Annotated in this window: 13 protein-coding genes; 8 read left to right on the plus strand and 5 right to left on the minus strand. The window is 67.3% G+C overall.

Features of this window, described 5'->3' with window-relative positions; genetic code table 11:
* The first annotated feature begins 135 nt into the window (after positions 1–135).
* From NF876_RS30940 to truB, 4 genes are all read left to right on the plus strand, one after another.
* Positions 136–807, plus strand: coding sequence for an RNA-binding protein (locus NF876_RS30940; RefSeq protein ID WP_262272087.1), 672 nt, complete (start codon positions 136–138; stop codon positions 805–807).
* A complete protein-coding gene (infB, locus tag NF876_RS30945) occupies positions 804–3,689 on the plus strand; it encodes a translation initiation factor IF-2 (protein WP_262272088.1) in 2,886 nt (961 codons plus the stop codon). Before NF876_RS30940 ends, infB begins: the two co-directional genes overlap by 4 nt.
* 107 nt (positions 3,690–3,796) lie before the next feature.
* Positions 3,797–4,222 carry a 30S ribosome-binding factor RbfA gene (gene rbfA / locus NF876_RS30950; protein WP_262272089.1) on the plus strand — a complete coding sequence of 142 codons (426 nt, stop codon included), beginning with the start codon at positions 3,797–3,799 and terminating at the stop codon, positions 4,220–4,222.
* Between the two features lie 6 nt (positions 4,223–4,228).
* A complete protein-coding gene (gene truB, locus NF876_RS30955; protein ID WP_262272090.1) occupies positions 4,229–5,149 on the plus strand; it encodes a tRNA pseudouridine(55) synthase TruB in 921 nt (306 codons plus the stop codon).
* Positions 5,150–5,441: 292 nt separating this feature from the next.
* Here the strand turns inward: truB and NF876_RS30960 are convergent, their stop codons facing one another.
* Positions 5,442–5,978: a ferritin-like domain-containing protein gene (locus NF876_RS30960; RefSeq protein ID WP_262272091.1), complete on the minus strand. Its 537-nt coding sequence runs from the start codon at positions 5,976–5,978 to the stop codon at positions 5,442–5,444.
* Positions 5,979–6,275: 297 nt separating this feature from the next.
* Between NF876_RS30960 and rpsO the strand changes: the two genes are divergently transcribed.
* On the plus strand, positions 6,276–6,545 hold the full coding sequence (gene rpsO / locus NF876_RS30965) for a 30S ribosomal protein S15 (protein WP_173948757.1): 270 nt from the start codon (positions 6,276–6,278) through the stop codon (positions 6,543–6,545).
* 214 nt (positions 6,546–6,759) lie between these two features.
* Positions 6,760–8,934 (plus strand): polyribonucleotide nucleotidyltransferase, encoded by a 2,175-nt coding sequence (pnp, locus tag NF876_RS30970; RefSeq protein WP_262272092.1) that lies wholly within the window; start codon positions 6,760–6,762, stop codon positions 8,932–8,934.
* Between the two features lie 147 nt (positions 8,935–9,081).
* On the opposite strand, the gene NF876_RS30975 is transcribed toward pnp, so the two are convergent.
* The gene (locus NF876_RS30975) at positions 9,082–10,785 is read right to left on the minus strand and encodes an adenylate/guanylate cyclase domain-containing protein (RefSeq protein WP_262272093.1); all 1,704 of its coding nucleotides are present in this window, start codon (positions 10,783–10,785) and stop codon (positions 9,082–9,084) included.
* 114 nt (positions 10,786–10,899) lie between these two features.
* Between NF876_RS30975 and NF876_RS30980 the strand changes: the two genes are divergently transcribed.
* Positions 10,900–11,514 (plus strand): pyridoxamine 5'-phosphate oxidase family protein, encoded by a 615-nt coding sequence (locus NF876_RS30980; RefSeq protein WP_262272094.1) that lies wholly within the window; start codon positions 10,900–10,902, stop codon positions 11,512–11,514.
* 78 nt (positions 11,515–11,592) lie between these two features.
* A complete protein-coding gene (locus NF876_RS30985; protein WP_262272095.1) occupies positions 11,593–11,943 on the plus strand; it encodes a RidA family protein in 351 nt (116 codons plus the stop codon).
* Positions 11,944–12,003: 60 nt separating this feature from the next.
* Here the strand turns inward: NF876_RS30985 and NF876_RS30990 are convergent, their stop codons facing one another.
* From NF876_RS30990 to hslU, 3 genes are all read right to left on the minus strand, one after another.
* Positions 12,004–12,480 carry a BA14K family protein gene (locus tag NF876_RS30990; protein WP_262272096.1) on the minus strand — a complete coding sequence of 159 codons (477 nt, stop codon included), beginning with the start codon at positions 12,478–12,480 and terminating at the stop codon, positions 12,004–12,006.
* A gap of 73 nt (positions 12,481–12,553) precedes the next feature.
* On the minus strand, positions 12,554–13,324 hold the full coding sequence (locus NF876_RS30995) for an endonuclease III domain-containing protein (RefSeq protein WP_262272101.1): 771 nt from the start codon (positions 13,322–13,324) through the stop codon (positions 12,554–12,556).
* Positions 13,325–13,469: 145 nt separating this feature from the next.
* A partial coding sequence (hslU, locus tag NF876_RS31000) for an ATP-dependent protease ATPase subunit HslU (protein ID WP_262272097.1) occupies positions 13,470–14,538 on the minus strand: 1,069 nt, incomplete at its 5' end.

Raw genomic sequence — 14,538 nt, forward strand, 5'->3', positions numbered from 1 at the left:
GGTGGGCGCATCGTGCGGAACAGTGGTCCCGGTTTTCCGCGTCCGACGATGCGCAGGGAACGAAAATGAGCATCGGCTTGATTCCAAGAGTGGTGTCCACTCTTGGGGCCGAGGCTCGAAGCGAGGTCAGCACCCGTGCCGCGGCATGAACCGGAGCGCACCTGCATCATCACCCGCGAGGCGAAAGGCCCCGCGGAGCTGATCCGCTTTGTCCTCGGGCCCGACCATCAGGTCGTTCCCGACCTCCGGCACAGGCTGCCGGGCCGCGGCGTCTGGGTCACGGCCCGGTTCGACATGGTGGAACAGGCGGCCAAACGTCGCCTTTTCTCGCGGGCCTTCAAGGCCGAGGCCAAAGCCTCGGAGACCCTGGCCCTGGACATTGAGCGCCTGCTCCGGGACGATCTGCGCCAGGGTCTGGCCCTCGCCAACAAGGCCGGTGCGGTGATCACCGGCTTCCAGAAGGTCGAGTCGGCGATCACGGATAAGCCCATCGTTGCCCTTATTCATGCCGCAGAGGCGGCCGAAGATGGGCGAAGAAAATTGGCGAACCAGTTGCGAAAACGCCTCGGCGACGCAATATCTCACTTTCCGGTCATCCAAGAATTGTCGATTGACGAATTGGATTTGGCATTAGGCCGGTCACATGTGATACATGCTGCCCTCGTCGCGGGCGCTGGGAGCGACGGCTTTCTGAACCGCTGGCACCGTTACCGCTCCTATCGCGGCACCGATGCCGATCAAACTGGCCTCGAGACCGAGACCGGCGAACCCACGATTTTGAAACCCGCAGGAACTGAGGCGGAATGAGTGATACGAAAAACCAGGGCGACAAGACTCTCCACGTGTCGTCCAAGACGCTTTCTCTGAAGCGACCCGTCGAACAGGGCGTGGTGCGCCAAAGCTTCTCCCATGGCCGGTCCAAGTCGGTCGTGGTGGAGACGGTCAAGCGTCGCCCTGCTGTCGGCCCCGCACCCGGGGTCAAGGAAGACAGGCCCGCGCCCCAACAGGCCGCGGCCCCCGCGAGCGCGCCCAAGCCCGCCACCCCGAAGCCGGCTGCTCCGGCCCCGAAGCCGGCCGCTCCGGCCCAGGGCGGCCGCCCGCAGCGCAGCGCTCCGAACACCCCCCGGTCCGGCGGCATGGTGCTGCAGACGCTCTCCGAGCAGGAGCGCGATGCCCGGATGAACGCGCTGGCCGATGCCCGCCGCCGCGACGAGGAAGATCGCCGCCGCCAGGCCGAAGAGGCAGCCCGCCGCGCCGAGCGCGAGGCTGCGGAAGCCAAGGAGCGAGAAGCGGCCGAAGCTCGCAAGCGCGAGGAGGACGAGCGCCGCCGTCAGGATGACGAGCGCAAGCGCCGCGCCGAAGACGAGGCGCGCCGTCGCCTGGGTGAAGAGGCTCCGCGTCAGCCATCCGCACCGGCTCCCGCCGGTCCAGGTCGTGCGCCCGGCTCCGACCGGGCCCGCACCGACGGTCCCCGCCCTGCCGGCCGTTTCGACGGCCCGCGCACCGGTGCACCGCGGTCGGATGGTCCCCGCCCCGGCGGCTTCGGCGGTCCGCGCAGCGGTGGCGGTACCATGGGTGGTCGTCCGCCGAGCCTGAACCATATGGCGCGCCCTGCCGCGCCGGTCGCGCCCGATCCGGAGACGGCAAAGCCGAACGTTCGCACGACCCCGCCCGTGGCTGCCCGCGCGGCCGTGGCGGATGACGAGGAAGGCGCCCGCACCATCCGCCGTCCCGGCGTTGCTGCGAAGCCCGCGGCTCTGCCGAAGACGCCCAAGGTCGCTCCCGGCGAGGAAAAGCGCCGCGGCCGCCTGACTCTGGCCAACGCGACCTCGGGCGAGGAGGAGCGTACCCGCTCGCTCGCCGCCTTCCGTCGCCGCAACCAGCGTCTCATGGGCCACCGTCAGGTGGAACAGAAGGAAAAGATCGCCCGCGAGGTGACGATTCCCGAGACGATCACCATCCAGGAGCTCGCGAACCGCATGTCGGAGCGTGCCGTGGACGTGATCAAGTTCCTGATGAAGCAGGGACAGATGCACAAGATCACCGACGTGATCGATGCCGATACCGCGCAGCTCGTCGCGGAGGAGCTCGGTCATACGGTGAAGCGCGTCGCGGAATCGGATGTCGAGGAGGGCCTCTTCGACACCCCGGACACGGACGAGAACCTCTCGTCCCGCCCGCCGGTGGTGACCATCATGGGGCACGTCGACCACGGCAAGACCTCGCTGCTCGATGCGATCCGCAAGACCAACGTGGTGTCCGGCGAAGCCGGCGGCATCACGCAGCATATCGGCGCCTACCAGGTGACCTCTCCGCTCGGCGGCAAGATCACCTTCATCGACACGCCCGGCCACGCGGCCTTCACGGCCATGCGCGCCCGCGGCGCCAAGGTGACGGACATCGTCGTCCTGGTGGTGGCGGCGGATGACGGCGTCATGCCGCAGACCGTCGAGGCGATCAACCACGCGCAGGCGGCCGGCGTGCCGCTGATCGTGGCGATCAACAAGGTGGACAAGCCCGACGCCAACCCGCAGCGGGTCCGGACCGAGCTGCTGCAGCACTCGATCGTGGTCGAGTCGATGGGCGGCGAGACCCTCGAATTCGAGGTTTCGGCCAAGACCGGCCAGGGCCTCGAGACCCTGCTCGAAGGCCTCCAGCTCCAGGCCGAGATCCTCGAGCTCACGGCCAATGCCGAGCGGTCGGCCGAAGGCACCGTCATCGAGGCCAAGCTCGATCGCGGCCGTGGCCCCGTGGCGACCGTTCTGGTCCAGCGCGGCACGCTGCGCACCGGCGACATCGTCGTGGCCGGCGCGGAATGGGGCCGCGTGCGCGCCCTGATCAACGATCTCGGCACCACCGTGAAGGAGGCCGGACCGTCGGTCCCGGTCGAGGTTCTGGGCTTCAACGGCACACCCGAGGCGGGCGACCGCGTCGCAGTGGTCGAGTCGGAAGCCCGTGCCCGCGAGGTCACGGAATACCGTACGCGCCAGAAGCGCGAGCGTCAGGCCGCCCGCATGGGCTCGGCCGGACGGACCCTCGTCGACATGATGCGCGACCTCAAGGCCGGAGCGGGCCGCAAGGAGTTCCCGCTCGTGGTTCGGGCGGACGTGCAGGGCTCGGCCGAGGCGATCGTCGGGGCCCTCGAGAAGGTAGGCAACGAGGAAGTGGCTGCCCGCATCGTCCAGGCCGGCGTCGGCGGCATCTCCGAGTCCGACGTCACGCTGGCGGAGGCTTCGGGGGCCATCATCCTGGCCTTCAACGTGCGCGCTCACAAGGAAGCCCGCGAGGCCGCCGAACGCGCCGGCATCGAGATCCGCTACTACAACATCATCTACGACCTCGTGGATGACGTGAAGGCGGCGATGTCCGGCCTGCTGGCCCCGACGCTGCGCGAGGAACGGCTCGGCGAGGCGCAGGTCCTCGAGGTGTTCAACGTGTCCAAGGTCGGCAAGATCGCCGGCTGCCGCGTCCTCGACGGCGTGGTCCAGCGCGGTGCCCATGTCCGCCTGATCCGCGACAACGTCGTGATCCACGAAGGCAGGCTCTCGCAGCTCAAGCGCTTCAAGGACGACGCCCGCGAGGTCACGTCGGGCCAGGAATGCGGTATGTCCTTCGAGAACTACCAGGACATGCGCGCCGGCGACCTCATCGAGTGCTACCGCGTGGAAGAGGTGAAGCGGACGCTGTAAGAAGCGCCCGGCTCTGCCCACCGCCATCGCCCATCAATCGTCATGGCCGGGTCGCTCCCGGCCATGATCCCTTTTGATCGATCCGGTCCAATCCCGGAGAGTTGACCATGGCCAAACGTTTCGAACAAACCACCGGACCAACCCAACGCCAGCAGCGCGTGGCCGAACTCGTGCGCCATGCGCTCGCCGAGGTCCTCTCCCGGGGCGACCTGCAGGACGACGTGCTGACGAGGAACGTCATCACCATCCCGGAAGTGCGCATGTCGCCGGACCTGAAGCTCGCGACCGCCTACGTCATGCCGCTCGGCGGCCGGGACGAGGACGCCGTGCTCAAGGCTCTCGAGAAGAACAAGAAGCTGCTGCGCCAGGAGGTGGCCCGCCGGGTGAACTTGAAATTCGCGCCCGATCTGCGCTTCCGCCGCGACGAGAGCTTCGACGAGGCCGCCCGCATCGACGCGCTGCTGCGGTCCGAACGGGTGGCCCGCGACACGGTCAAGCCTGCGCCCGACCCGTCCGACGACGACAGCGAGTAAGAAGCGATGAGCGAAGAACGCCCGCAGCGGAGGCCGCACGGCGACCGCCCGAAGAAGCGCGACGTCAACGGATGGATCATCCTGGACAAGGGCGTCGGCATGACCTCGACCCATGCGGTCGCGGTGGTCAAACGCGGCCTGTCGGCCAAGAAAGCCGGACATGCCGGCACCCTCGACCCCCTCGCCTCGGGCGTCCTGCCGATCGCGCTCGGCGAGGCGACCAAGACCGTGCCCTTCGTCATGGACGGGCGCAAATCCTACGTGTTCACCGTGGCCTGGGGGGCTGAGACCACCACGGACGACACCGAGGGCGACGTGGTCGAGCAGACCGACCGGCTGCCCGATCCGGCCATGATCGAGGAACTCCTGCCCCGGTTCACCGGCCAGGTGCAGCAGGTGCCGCCGCGCTTTTCCGCCATCAAGATCCAGGGCGAGCGCGCCTATGATCTCGCCCGCGACGGCGAGACGGTGGAGCTTCAGCCCCGCACGGTGGAGATCGACCGTCTCGCCCTGATCCACCACGCGGGCAACCGCTCGATCATCGAGGCCGATTGCGGCAAGGGGACCTATGTGCGCGCCATCGCGCGCGACCTCGGCCGCGCGCTGGGCTGCCTCGGCCACATCGCGGCCCTCCGGCGCACGCGCGTCGGCCCGTTCACGGAGGACGACGCCGTCACCGTGGACGACATCACGACCGACCCGGCGGCCCTTCGGCCGGTGGAGATCGCCCTGAGCGAGATTCCCGCGATCCCCGTGAGCCGGGACATGGCCGGCCGCCTCATGCGCGGCCAGTCCATCATCCTGCGCGGCCGCGACGCGCCCCTGGCGGGCAAGGTCTACGCCACCTGCAACGGCGTCCTGATCGCGGTCGGCGACGTGGAGCGGGGCGAGTTCGTTCCGCACCGGGTGTTCAACCTGGGCGGCTGAAGACGCTCTCAGCCTGGGTGACCCCGGCCGATTCCGGCCGGGATGGATCCGCTCCCTCCCCGCGTCATCACCGGCCCTGTGCCGGCCCGATACGGTGAAGCTCGGCGTTTCAAGAATGCGGGATCGATTGCCGGGACTGACATGCTCCTACGTCATCACCGGCCCTGTGCCGGTGATCCCGATGCTGAGAAGCGCTGCGCTCGACCGGATCGGATGACCGGGACAAGCCCGGCCATGACGGCCTGGATCCGTCGTCGCCCGGGCGACCGCCGGAGACGCCCGACCCGACGTTTCACCGGTCCGCCTTCAGCCCCTGCGCCTCGCGCATCAGGTATTTCTGCGTGATCGGCACGATCTGGTCGCGGATCAGCTGGGCGGTCTTCTGCTCCTCGCGCAGGGATTCCTCGAGGGCCGGGATGAAGCGCTGGTGGCCTGAGGCCTCGGCCATGGCGATCAGGGACGTATAGGCGGCGATCTCGAAGTTCTCGAAGGCGTGATTGGCGAAGGTGTTCTTGATCACCTCGTCGGCCATGGGCATGTGGCCTGCCGCCGCCATGTTGGCGGCGAACTGGGTGGCGATGTCCTTCAGGAGCGAGCGGTCCTCGCCGAACGTGTGCAGAATCTCGTCGATGCGGCGGATCTGGCCTTCCGTCTCGGCGATATGCGTGGTCAGGATCTGGGTCATCTCCGGATAGTTCTCGAAGCGCTCCACCTGGCGCTGCATGAGCTGGAGAGCCTCCTTTTCGAGGGCATGGGCGTTCTGGACGCCGGTGATGAAGATGTTCTTGACCGTCTCGGACGATGCTAGGTCGGCGGTGGTGGCAACCATGATGGACGCTTCCTATATGGGGTGTCTGGGTCACAAACCGTGACCTGGGGCACTTGTTCCGCCAGGAACCGGCTCGAACGGCGCATCCTATTGCTCCGCTTGGGAAAAATGATTTTCCTGGCACTCGGGCGCATTTCGTGTATGGTGCGCCATCTTTTCGGGAGCTTTACCCTCCGAAAGACGCGTCCGCGTTCGGACCGTGCTGGACGACATCCCGGCCCGGCCCCTCCGGACGAACCCGACCATAGGCCCCGAAGGCCCAAGGTCTTTTGACAAACCAACCTGAAAGGACTGACGATGTCGATTACGGCTGAGCGCAAGAACGCGCTTGTCAAGGAATTCGCCCAGAAGGCTGGCGATACCGGCTCCCCGGAGGTGCAGGTCGCCATTCTCACCGAGCGGATCAACAACCTGACCGGTCACTTCAAGAGCCACACGAAGGACAACCACTCCCGTCGTGGACTTCTGAAGATGGTGTCGGCACGCCGTTCGCTTCTCGACTATCTGAAGAAGAAGGACGAGAGCCGCTACCGCACGCTGATCGAGAAGCTCGGCATCCGCCGCTAAGCGTCTTGAAAAACGTCCGTCCGGAGCCCGGCTCCGGACGGTTTCTCCAACACTGCGAGGCTTCACGTCCCGGTGTTTTCTAAGGAGGCGGCAGACACGATGACCATGGCAGGATCGCAAGAGGCTTGTGAGGCGGGCTACCCCGCCGGCGCGAGCCTCTCGCCGTCTTGCTCATGGCATCGAGCCCCCGCCCCGCTGTCATGAAAGACATGCCATGTTCGATATCCAACGCGAAGAACTGATCTGGGCCGGGCGCAAGCTCGTGCTCGAAACGGGCAAGATGGCCCGCCAGGCCGACGGCGCCGTCGTCGCCACCTACGGTGAAACCACCGTTCTCGCCACCGTCGTGTCGGCCAAGGAGCCGAAGGCCGGCGTCGACTTCTTCCCGCTCACGGTGAACTACCAGGAGCGCACCTACGCGGCCGGCCGCATCCCGGGCGGGTACTTCAAGCGCGAAGGCCGTCCGACCGAGAAGGAGACCCTGGTCTCCCGCCTCATCGACCGTCCGATCCGCCCCCTCTTCGTCGAGGGCTACAAGAACGACACCCAGGTCGTCGTGACCGTGCTCTCGCACGATCTCGAGAACGATCCCGACATCGTCGCCATGGTGGCGGCCTCCGCGGCCCTGACCCTGTCCGGCGTGCCCTTCATGGGCCCGGTCGGCGCGGCCCGCGTCGGCTATATCGGCGGCCAGTACAAGCTGAACCCGCCGGTCCAGGAGATGGAAACCTCCGCCCTCGATCTCGTGGTGGCCGGCACCTCCGAGGCCGTGCTCATGGTCGAATCCGAGGCCAAGGAGCTGCCCGAGGACGTGATGCTGGGCGCCGTGATGTTCGGCCACAAGCACTTCCAGCCGGTGATCGAGGCGATCATCCGTCTCGCCGAGAAGGCCGCCAAGGAGCCGCGCGACTACCAGCCGGCGGACGTCTCCGACGTGGAGAAGGCCGTTCTGGAGATCGCCGAGGCCGACCTGCGCGAGGCTTACAAGATCACCAAGAAGCAGGACCGCTACGCCGCCGTCGACGCCGTGAAGGCGAAGGTGATGGACGCGCTGGTCCCGGCCGACGGTGAAGCCAAGTTCGACCCCGAGAAGGTCAAGGCCGTCTTCAAGGAGGCACAGGCCAAGGTCGTGCGCTGGAACATCCTCGACACCGGCCACCGCATCGACGGCCGCGACCTCAAGACGGTCCGTCCGATCCTGTCGGAAGTCGGCGTCCTGCCGCGCACCCACGGTTCGGCCGTGTTCACCCGCGGCGAAACCCAGGCGCTGGTCGTGACCACGCTGGGCACCGGCGAGGACGAGCAGTTCATCGACGAGTTGGAGGGCACCCGCAAGGAGACCTTCCTGCTGCACTACAACTTCCCGCCCTATTCGGTCGGTGAGACGGGCCGCATGGGCTCGCCCGGCCGCCGCGAAATCGGCCACGGCAAGCTTGCCTGGCGCGCCATCCACCCGATGCTGCCCCCGTCGCACGAGTTCCCCTACACGATCCGCGTCGTGTCGGAGATCACCGAGTCGAACGGCTCCTCCTCCATGGCGTCGGTCTGCGGCGGCTCCCTGTCGCTGATGGATGCCGGCGTTCCCCTGCGCCGTCCGGTGGCGGGCATCGCCATGGGTCTCATCCTCGAAGGCGAGCGCTTCGCGGTCCTGTCCGACATCCTCGGCGACGAGGATCACCTCGGCGACATGGACTTCAAGGTGGCCGGCACGGACCAGGGCATCACGTCGCTCCAGATGGACATCAAGATCGCCGGCATCACCGAGGAGATCATGCGCGTCGCGCTCGATCAGGCCAAGGACGGCCGCGCGCACATCCTGGCCGAGATGAACAAGGCCCTGACGGCGCCCCGCGCCGAGCTCGGCGAGCATGCCCCGCGCATCGAGACCATGCAGATCCCGGTCGACAAGATCCGCGAGGTCATCGGTTCGGGCGGCAAGGTCATCCGCGAGATCGTGGAGAAGACCGGCGCCAAGATCGACATCAACGACGACGGTCTCATCAAGATCGCGTCCGCGGACGGCAAGTCGATCAAGGCCGCCTACAACTGGATCCGCTCCATCGTGGCCGAGCCCGAGGTTAACGTGATCTATGACGGCACGGTCGTGAAGGTGATGGAATTCGGCGCCTTCGTGAACTTCTTCGGCTCCCGCGACGGCCTCGTGCACATCTCGGAGCTCGCCAAGAACCGGGTCGGCAAGGTCACCGACGTGGTCAAGGAAGGCGACAAGGTGAAGGTGAAGTTCCTCGGCATGGACGAGCGCGGCAAGGTCCGTCTCTCCATGAAGGTCGTCAACCAGGAGACCGGCGAGGACATCACCGAGCAGCTCAAGGCCGAGCGTGATGCGGAACGCGCCCAGCGCGACCAGCAGAAGCAGGCCGGCGAGTAAGACTCAAGGCTCCAATCGAAGAGAAAAGCGCGGTGAAAGCCGCGCTTTTTTATTGCCTGTTTGGGGTCGGCGCGCCCAAGACACGATGGGTGAAACCGCCTCGCACGAAAAGGCTCGTTTCGGCGGAAGACAGGTCTTCGTGCCCCTTCAAACAAATTTGCTCGTCTCCGTCACCGTCCCCATTCCATCCACCTCCGGGATGATCCAGCTGCCCAGGGGCGCTGCCCGTCCCCTGATCTGGACGATCTGCCTGTCGCGGTCGGAAAGATCGAGGCCGGCCCGGGTGGCGAGGTCCTCGGAGATCACCAGCTCCACGTCGAGCTCCTTGGCGAGGCCTTCCAGGCGGCTGGCCGCATTGATGGTGTCGCCGACGGCCGTGAGGCTGGTCGCCTGGCCATAGCCCATCTGCCCGACGATCGCAGGACCCGCATGGAGCCCCATGGCGATCCTCAGGGGATGCTCGAATTCGCTCGCATATTCCTCGTTGAGGTGCACGAGCGCGGCCTTGATCCGCAGCGCCGCGTCGAGCGCCTGCCGGGCCGCCTGCTGGGGCGAGGCCTTGAGGCCGAAGAGGGCCAGCACCCCGTCGCCGATGAACTTGTCGATATAGCCGCCCGCATCCTCCACGGCCTGGCCCACCGCCTCGAAATAGCGGTTGAGGATGAACACCGTGTCGAAGGGCAGGCGCCGCTCGGCCAGGCTCGTGAAGCCGCGCAGATCGCAGAACAGCACGGCGATGTCCTGCTCCTGACCTTGGGCCCGGCCGCCGCGCACCAGCGCGGTCACCCCGTTGCGGCCGGTGGACAGGATCGGCACCACCGACACGTCGTGGGTGGGTCGGAACTGGCAGGCGAGCCGCACGTTCGGACCGGCCTTGATGCGGGCGAGCGTGCCGCGCTCCTGGGGCGTGGGCGGCGGCTGGCGCTGGTGACCGTCGAGCACCCGCACCCGGCAGGTGGAGCAGCGCCCGCGCCCGCCGCAGACGGAGAGGTGCGGAATGCCCGCGCTGCGGCTCGCCTCCAGGACGCTGAAGCCGAGCGGCACGGTGGCCACCTGATCGTTGGGATAATAGACCCGCACCCGCCGCGACCACAGGGGAACGCTGCGGATGAAGCGGGCGGCGAGCATCGCCGCGATGAGCCCGCCGAAGGCCGCGTAAAGAACGGGGCCCGCCGCCGGCAGGATGTCGGACGAGGGGGGAGCGGGCGTCCCGAACCGCGCCGGCCCCTCGGCGATCTCCCGCCCGGCTTCCGCAAAGCCGAGCAGCGCCAGGACCGGGACGAGAACGGCGCCCGTGTAGAGAAGCAGCGCCGCGCGGGGGAACCAGCTTTTCGGACGCAGCCAGAAATAGACCCCGAGGCAACCGTGCAGCCAGGCGATCACGAGAGCGACGGCCTGGCGGGCCCCGATCCCGGGATTGAGGACCCAGAGGTTGCGGACCACTTCGGGATAGCCGGAATCGTGCCCGGTCAGGGCCCATTCGATCCGGGTTCCGACCACGTGGCCGATGAGGAGGAACGGCAGACTCAGGCCCAGGATCAGCTGCGCGGCCTCGCGCCAGGGCATCCGCAGGGTCCGGCGCCGGTAGAGCGCCAGCAGCGCAAGCAGGAAATGCGCCAGGACGGACCCGTAGAGCAGCACCGTGCCGGCGGGGTTGCGCCACAGGCGGTTGAACCAGGCGCGGCCCGCCTCCATGGCCTCGACCGAGACCAGGCCGAGGGCATGATTGGAAAAATGCGTGAGGAGAAAGGCCCCGAGCACGAGCCCCGTGAACAGGCGGATCTCCCGGGTCTGGAGATGGATCTCGGAGCCCCCTGGATCGGGGGCCGGTTTGCCTCGAACACTGGTCATGCGCGTCTTTCAGATCGGCCCGGCCGCCTTTCGTCTTCAGGCTTGCCTGCCGCCATGCAGTTGCACCAAAGTGCCGGTTGTCAAATCACGATCCCTGCACCGGCTCCCTGCACCATGTCCCACATCATCACCAGCGTTACGGAACTCGAAGCCCTCTATGGCGAGGTCAACAGGGGCTCGCTCCTCAAGGAGACGGATCGGGTCGTGCCCGAATACCGGGCCTTCATCGCGGCGGCTCCCTTCGCGGCCCTGGCCACCCGCGGCCCGGAGGGTCTCGACTGCTCGCCCCGCGGGGACGGGCCGGGCTTCGTGCGGGTGCAGGACGACAAGACCCTGCTCCTGCCGGACCGGCGCGGCAACAACCGCATCGATTCGCTGAAGAACATCGTGCGCGATCCCGCGGTCGCCTTGCTGTTCCTGATTCCCGGGATCGGCGAGACCCTCCGGGTCAACGGCCGCGCGGCCATTTCGGTCGAGCCGGCCCTGCTCGACAGCTTCACGGTCGACGGCAAGACGCCGAAATCCGTGATCGCGATCAGCGTCGAGGCGGTCTATTTCCAGTGCGCCCGCGCGATCCTGCGCTCGGAGCTGTGGAACCCGGCAAAGCACGTGGCGCGCGCCTCGCTGCCGAGCGCCGGCCAGATCCTCGCTGCCCTGTCGGCCAATGAAGTCGGCGGCGAGGCCTACGACAAGGCCCTGCCGGAGAGGCAGCGGTCGACCCTCTATTGAAACGGATGCTCTTGACCTGACGCCCCCTGCCCCCGAAAAGGCAAATCCCCTGTTCTGGAAAAGGCACAAGGACATTCCATGACGATCCAACGCATCAAGCCCGGCCCGCGCATGAGCGGCGCCGTCGTCCACGGCAACACGGTCTATCTCGCCGGCCAGGTCGCCAATCAGACCGCCGGGCAAAGCGTCGCCGAGCAGACGAAGGAAATCCTCTCGATCATCGACGGCCTTCTCAGCGAGGCCGGCACCGACAAGTCGAAGATCCTGATGGCCAATATCTGGCTTACCGACATGGGCACGTTCCAGGAGATGAACGCCGTGTGGGATGCCTGGGTGTCGGCCGGCAACACCCCGGCCCGCGCCACCGTCGAGGCGAAGCTCGCGGCTCCGGCCTTCAAGGTCGAGATCGCCGTCATCGCGGCGAAGTAAGGTTCCTCAAAAAAGAAGCGGGCCCTCAGGCCCGCTTCGTCCCGTCTCGCGCCGTGATGCTTACGGGCACGGATGGCGCAGACCGTCGTAGCCCAGATAGGTGCCCGAGGCCGGGTCGTAGGACTTGAAGCGCTGGGCGCAATAGGCCGAGCCGCCGCCGGGGGCGACATAGGTCGGAGCGGCCTGAGCCTGCGACTGCGCGATGGCGCCGCCGATGATGGCGCCGGTGGCGAGGCCGATGGCGCCGGCAGCCGCCGCCGAGCCGTAATCGCGGCGGTAATAGCGCGGACCGTAATAGCCATAGCGCGGGCCGTAATAGCCACGGCGCCCACCGTAATAGCGGCGCTCCGCGTAGCGCGGGCCACCGCCGTAATAGCGGCGATACTGCACGTAGTCGGACTGGACCTCGCCCTTCTTCAGAGCGGCAACGAGCTCGTTCACCGGTGCCGCCCGCGTCTCGGCCGCGGAGGCCGGAGCGGCGAGACCAAAGGCACCCAGGACAGCCGTCGCAGCGGCCGCCATGACAAACTTACGCATGAGCTAACTCCTCTAATCGTGGGGAGCGAACGCGAAGAACCCGCTGGTCGTTCCGGTTGCGAGGAATTTCGGTCTATCTCTCGCGGGAACGTGAGGATGAATGATCCTGCACGACCGCGTCGGGTTTGGCGGCAACGACCCGCCTGCCCTCCACCCGCCCCTGCCCGGTCGGACAAAGATCGAGAATCGCGCAGCGCCCGCAGGCCGGGCTCTTGAAGAAGCAGCAGCGCTGGCCGTGCAGCATCATGACCTCGTGGTGATCGTAGACCTGCTGGGCATCCCAGTCCTCGGGGAGCAAGGATGCCAGGGCTGCATGGGACGGGCCGACCGCAACCGATTGGGGAATGAGCCCGGTGCGCTGCGCCACCCGGTGGTGATGGCTGTCGACGGGAAGCGCGGCCTTGCGCAGCACCGAGAACGACAGCACCGCCGCGCTGGTCTTGGGGCCGATTCCCGGAATGCTCTCGAGCCACGCCCTCGCCTCCGCGACCGGCATGGCACCCAGGAAATCGAGCGACAGGCTGCCGTGGCGCTCCTCGACGGCGCGCAGGACCGCCTGCAGGCGCGGCGCCTTCTGCTCCGGCCAGGTGACGCCCTGGATCGTCGCCTCCACCTCCTCGACGGGTGCGTTCATCATCGCGTGCCAGTCGGCGTAGCGGGCCCTGAGCGCCTTGAAGGCGCGGCCCGAATCCGCGTTGCGGGTGCGATGGGAGAGCAGCGACGAGATCAGCTCGCTCAGGGGATCGAGGGAATGGAAGTAGGCGATCGGGCAGCCATAAACCCGGCACAGGCGCTCGTGGATGGCGAGCGCCTTCGCCTTGAGGTCCTGCAGGTCCGGATTCATCCCGAGGCAAGTCGCGAATCGGGAGGCTGGTTCCATTCACGCGTCATCACCGGCTTGTCCCGGTGATCCCGATGCGAGACGCGCCGCGCTCACGACAATCGAGATGGCCGGGACAGGCCCGGCCATGACGCCATGGTCGTCGATCCTACAGAATAAACCGGCTCAGATCGGTGTTCTTGGCCAGGGTCTCCACCTCGCCGCGCACGTAGGACGCGTCGATGGTGACGGTTTCGCCCGAGCGGTCGGGCGCCGTGAACGAGACGTCGTCGAGCACCCGCTCGAGCACCGTCTGCAGCCGGCGGGCGCCGATGTTCTCGACGGAATTGTTCACGTCGACGGCCACCTGGGCGAGCGCATCGATGGCATCGTCCGTGAAGACGAGGCTGACGCCCTCGGTCTGCATCAGCGCCACCGATTGCTTGATGAGGCTCGCTTCGGTCTCGGTGAGGATGCGCCTGAAATCGTCCACCGTCAGCGGGGCGAGCTCGACGCGGATCGGCAGGCGCCCCTGCAGTTCGGGCAGCAGGTCCGACGGCTTCGACACGTGGAAGGCCCCGGAGGCGATGAACAGGATGTGGTCGGTCTTCACGGGCCCGTATTTCGTCGACACGGTGGTGCCTTCGATCAGCGGCAGCAGATCGCGCTGCACGCCCTCGCGGGAGACATCCGCGCCGGTGCGACCCTCGCGGCCGGCGATCTTGTCGATCTCGTCGAGGAACACGATGCCGTTGTTCTCCACCTGGCGCAGGGCCTCCTGCACGATGGCGTCCTGGTCGATCAGCTTGTCGGCCTCCTCCGTCACGAGCGGCTCATAGGCCTCGCGCACGGTGGTGCGGCGGGTTTTCGCGCGTCCGCCGCCGAAAGCCTTGCCGAACATGTCGGAGAGGTTGATCGCGCCCACCGATGCCCCCGGCATGCCCGGGATGTCGAACATCGGCATCCCCTGCCCCCCGGTCGATTGCAGCTCGACTTCGATCTCCTTGTCGTCGAGCTCATTGGCGCGCAGCTTGCGGCGGAAGGAATCGCGGGTGGCGGCGCTGGACGTGGCGCCCACGAGGGCGTCGAGCACGCGCTCTTCGGCCGCCACATGAGCCTTGGCCTGGACCTGGCGGCGGCGCTCCTCCTTGACGAGGCCGATTCCGATCTCCACCAGATCGCGCACGATCTGCTCCACGTCGCGGCCCACATAGCCCACTTCCGTGAACTTGGTCGCC

The sequence above is a fragment of the Microvirga yunnanensis genome (genome assembly GCF_025460875.1).

What these genes read in the sequence shown, in the direction of transcription:
- infB (WP_262272088.1), top strand. Translation starts at nt 804, where the DNA reads ATGAGTGATACGAAAAACCAGGGCGACAAGACTCTCCACGTGTCGTCC.
- rbfA (WP_262272089.1), top strand. Translation starts at nt 3,797, where the DNA reads ATGGCCAAACGTTTCGAACAAACCACCGGACCAACCCAACGCCAGCAG.
- truB (WP_262272090.1), top strand. Translation starts at nt 4,229, where the DNA reads ATGAGCGAAGAACGCCCGCAGCGGAGGCCGCACGGCGACCGCCCGAAG.
- NF876_RS30960 (WP_262272091.1), bottom strand. Translation starts at nt 5,978, where the DNA reads ATGGTTGCCACCACCGCCGACCTAGCATCGTCCGAGACGGTCAAGAAC.
- rpsO (WP_173948757.1), top strand. Translation starts at nt 6,276, where the DNA reads ATGTCGATTACGGCTGAGCGCAAGAACGCGCTTGTCAAGGAATTCGCC.
- pnp (WP_262272092.1), top strand. Translation starts at nt 6,760, where the DNA reads ATGTTCGATATCCAACGCGAAGAACTGATCTGGGCCGGGCGCAAGCTC.
- NF876_RS30975 (WP_262272093.1), bottom strand. Translation starts at nt 10,785, where the DNA reads ATGACCAGTGTTCGAGGCAAACCGGCCCCCGATCCAGGGGGCTCCGAG.
- NF876_RS30980 (WP_262272094.1), top strand. Translation starts at nt 10,900, where the DNA reads ATGTCCCACATCATCACCAGCGTTACGGAACTCGAAGCCCTCTATGGC.
- NF876_RS30985 (WP_262272095.1), top strand. Translation starts at nt 11,593, where the DNA reads ATGACGATCCAACGCATCAAGCCCGGCCCGCGCATGAGCGGCGCCGTC.
- NF876_RS30990 (WP_262272096.1), bottom strand. Translation starts at nt 12,480, where the DNA reads ATGCGTAAGTTTGTCATGGCGGCCGCTGCGACGGCTGTCCTGGGTGCC.
- NF876_RS30995 (WP_262272101.1), bottom strand. Translation starts at nt 13,324, where the DNA reads ATGAATCCGGACCTGCAGGACCTCAAGGCGAAGGCGCTCGCCATCCAC.